This is a genomic window from Megasphaera sp. AF13-6AC (assembly GCF_027685385.1).
Taxonomy (GTDB): Bacteria; Bacillota; Negativicutes; order Veillonellales; family Megasphaeraceae; genus Megasphaera; species Megasphaera micronuciformis.
The window spans coordinates 1-3,641 of the sequence record NZ_JAQCUN010000122.1 but is presented as its reverse complement, the minus strand read 5'-3'; the positions used below and the strand labels follow the sequence as shown (position 1 = coordinate 3,641).

The 3,641-nt window shown below is 44.9% G+C and carries 5 protein-coding genes; 1 reads left to right on the top strand and 4 read right to left on the bottom strand.

The window, feature by feature from the left end; genetic code table 11:
- On the bottom strand, positions 1–399 hold a 399-nt coding region (locus PGX78_RS06775; protein ID WP_333523987.1), incomplete at its 3' end, for an OB-fold nucleic acid binding domain-containing protein.
- A 175-nt stretch (positions 400–574) separates the two neighbouring features.
- On the opposite strand from PGX78_RS06775, the gene rpmB reads away from it, so the two are divergent.
- Entirely contained in the window at positions 575–766 is a 192-nt protein-coding gene (gene rpmB / locus PGX78_RS06770) for a 50S ribosomal protein L28 (protein ID WP_006941244.1), read from the top strand.
- Positions 767–908: 142 nt separating this feature from the next.
- On the opposite strand, the gene PGX78_RS06765 is transcribed toward rpmB, so the two are convergent.
- The 3 genes from PGX78_RS06765 to PGX78_RS06755 all read right to left on the bottom strand — a co-directional run.
- The gene (locus tag PGX78_RS06765; protein ID WP_006941245.1) at positions 909–1,730 is read right to left on the bottom strand and encodes a pyruvate, water dikinase regulatory protein; all 822 of its coding nucleotides are present in this window, start codon (positions 1,728–1,730) and stop codon (positions 909–911) included.
- Positions 1,731–2,378: a helix-turn-helix transcriptional regulator gene (locus PGX78_RS06760; RefSeq protein WP_198005671.1), complete on the bottom strand. Its 648-nt coding sequence runs from the start codon at positions 2,376–2,378 to the stop codon at positions 1,731–1,733.
- Positions 2,379–2,510: 132 nt separating this feature from the next.
- Positions 2,511–3,641, bottom strand: a 1,131-nt coding sequence (locus PGX78_RS06755; RefSeq protein WP_333523984.1) for a putative PEP-binding protein, incomplete at its 5' end; no start/stop codon positions are given.

The following is a 3,641-nucleotide window of genomic DNA, read 5'->3' as shown; positions in this document are numbered from 1 at the left end:
GCCCGGCTCCGCCTCCGGTGAATTCATTTGCAAGCGCCCGTATGCCCGTTCCGTTTTCCCGAAAGCATGAACGTCTTCCCCGACCTTAAACAGGCGCTTTTTGAAGGGCTGATTAAACCACACCAGTTCTAAACCGCCCGTACCGTCACTGATTAGCACTTTGAGAATCGTCATACCGCGCCGCGGTCGTAGCTCAACGACAGACTTCACGGTTCCGTTGACAAGAACGGGCTGTTCCTCATTATTACTTATATCTTTTATGGCCCGTATTTTCGATCGATCTTCGTAAGTACGAGGAAAATACTGCACCAAATCACTTGCCGTTTCAAGTTTCATACGAGCAAACAGCTTAGCCCTGGCCGGTCCTATTCCTTTTATATCCTTTATAAACTTTATCATCTTTACACCGTCACTTCGCACACCCAAGGTGTACACCTTGTTATTTCCTTTTGTTTATTGTATCATATTTACGTATAGAATCAGGAATTTGAAGGTAAATAATTCTTGCTTTGCCTTATTTTTTATGCTATTATTTGTATGTTGTACTGTGACACTGCAAGGAGGTGTGTGCGTCATGGCAAATTATTGTGAAATTTGCGGCAAGGGTACCATGAGCGGTATGAACGTCAGCCATTCCCACTTGAAAACGAAAAGAACGTGGAAACCGAATATCCAAAGAGTACGTGCCATCGTAGACGGCGAAGCAAAACGCGTTAATGTTTGCACTCGTTGCCTTCGTTCCGGCAAAGTACAGCGCAATGCGTAAAGGAATATAAAAAGAGATGATTCTGTGACGAGTCATCTCTTTTTATGTGCCTTGAACGAACCGAAAAAGAACAGACCTGCCCTCAACTATAAAAAAACAGCCGTCTTGAAGTGACCTTCTCCATTTCAAGACGGCTGTTTTTTTACTCATCGTACAGCTCTTTATTCCGTTTTACAATATCCAAAATCAAGTTAGCCGTTTCTTCAATAGCCTTTGCCGACACGTCTATAACCGGACAGTGAAGACGACGCATGACGTTTTGTGCATATTCCAGTTCTTCATTGATTCGTTCTACATCGGCATAGTTTGCATCCGGTTCAAGACCCATAGCCCGCAACCGTTCAGACCGGATATAATTCAGTTTATACGGATCAATAACAAGCCCTACGATTTTCCGCGCCGGTACTTCAAATAGCTCCTGAGGTAAAGGCACTTCCGGTACCAAGGGCAGATTGGCCGCCTTTACGCGCTTATGTGCCAAATACATGGATAAAGGGGTCTTCGACGTTCGAGAAACGCCGATGATGACAATATCGGCCTTTAAAAACCCTAAGGGATTTTTGCCGTCGTCAAACTTAACAGCAAATTCGATAGCATCGACACGCTTGAAATATTCACCGTCCAGACGATGAATCATACCGGCCTTAATGGTCGGTTCCGTATCGGTCAAATGGCCGATACCGTTCATCATAGGTCCGATAATATCGATAACGGGAATATGGGCACTTTGCGCCAATGTGCTCAAACGTTTACGCAAAACAGGAGAAATGATGGTATAGCAAATCATGGCATTTTCATCCGTTGCCTTTTGTACAATTTCTTCAATTTGCTGTTCCGAACGAATATAGGGAAGTCTTACTATATTAAATTCCTGTTTATCATATTGGCTGGCCGCCGCTCGAGCAACGCGTTCCGCCGTTTCCCCCAAGGAGTCGGAGCAGGCGTAAATAATAGGTCTATCCATTTAGGCTCTCCTTCCTGCCGCACAATCTGCAAATAAGCGTGTAATATTAGTCTTTGATATACGACCTAAAATATGAAGCTCTTTCTTTTTCGACTGTTCGTCTTCTTCAATACGCACAACGGGCAAGCAGTCAATTTCAAATTCCAGCAAACGCTGTGCTGCCACTAAGGCCTTTTCATCGCCTTCAACATAAATGATTTTACTTACAGGTGTCATAACCATCCGTACCGGTAAGGTCCGTAAATCATTGTTGCCCATAGCGGCTTTCAACAAATCCTTTCGCGACACGAGCCCGACCAAAATTTCAGCGGCCGTTACGAATACAGTTCCCACATCTTCCGTAAACAAAGCAATAACCGCATCATAGGCCGTCATTTTCTCATCGATTACGACGGGTTGGGAAAGATAATCGGTTACGTTAATTTCTGTCAAAGCACGCGAAAGTAAATCTTCTTCCTTATTGCCCGTATAGAAATAACCTAACTTGGGTCTGGCATCAATAAGGCCCAACATGGTAAGAATGGCCAAATCCGACCGCAACGCCGCCCTGGTAACATGCAATTGCTCCGCAATATGTTGACCCGTCACGGGGCTATTTGTCCGAACAATTTTCAAAATTGTTTCCTGTCGTTCCGTCAACACGTGCATCACCTCCGACACGTGAAAAAACAGCGTACACTACTGTTATTTATCATACTATATTTTCTTTTTTAAAAAAAGCCTTGCTGCCAAAACAGCAAGGCTTTTAGTATGTCTGCAAGAAGGGAGGATTCTTTATTCCTACCAGCTGTAATCTTCCGTATCCGCCCTACCCTTTCCTGTGAGAGAATCCATGAGAATACGCTGTTCGATTTGTGCTACACTCTTACGCGTCGAAGCTACTACATCAGGGTTGACGGAAATAGAATCTATACCGCTCTTGATTAAGAATTCCGTAAAGTCCGGATATACACTCGGTGCCTGCCCGCAAATTGATACGGTCTTGCCTTCTTTATGTGCTACTTCGATTAAGTGACGAATAGCACGTTTTACAGCAAGGTTGCGTTCGTCAAAGAGAGGCGCTACCGTTTCGTTGTCTCTGTCGCAACCCATGACCAACATAGTCAAATCGTTTGAACCTATGGAATACCCGTCGACAAACTTATTGAACTGATCGGCCAGAATAATATTCGAAGGAATTTCAGCCATAAGCCATACCTTGAAGTCCGGTCCGCGATGGAGTCCTTCAGCATCCATTAATGCTACTACTTTTTCCATTTCATCAACGCGACGGCAGAAAGGAACCATAACATTCAAGTTCTTTAAACCGAATTCTTCACGCACTTTACGTACAGCTTTCAATTCCAATTTGAAAGCTTCAATGTATTTCGGATCATAGTATCTGGATGCACCGCGCCATCCAAGAAGAGCACTGCTTTCATTCGGCTCGAACTTATCTCCGCCTTTAAGGTCGCGATATTCACTCGATTTAAAATCGCTGAAACGCAAAGTAACCGGGCGGGGTGCCATAGCCTGGCACATCTTGCGAATACCTTCAGCCAATTGATCGACAACGCGTTCGGGATGTCCGATTTCGATGAGATATAACGGATGTTCGTGAATGAAGGTCGTCCAAATAAATTCTTCACGCATCAAGCCGATACCGTCGCAAGGTAATACGCTGTATTTTTCAGCCATGTCGGGGTTACCGAGATTCATATAAATCTTCGTGCCAGTAATCGGGGCCGGTTCAACAACAGTCATCCCGCCTTGAGCCTGTTCCTGTTTCGGTTTTACCAGATCTTCCACATACCCTTCATACACAACCCCGTTCGTTGCGTCAACCGTAATGTCGGCACCGTCATGAATCGTCGTCGTAGCTTCCGTGCTGCGACTCTTTGTGCCCACAATGCAGGGGATGCCGAGTTCACG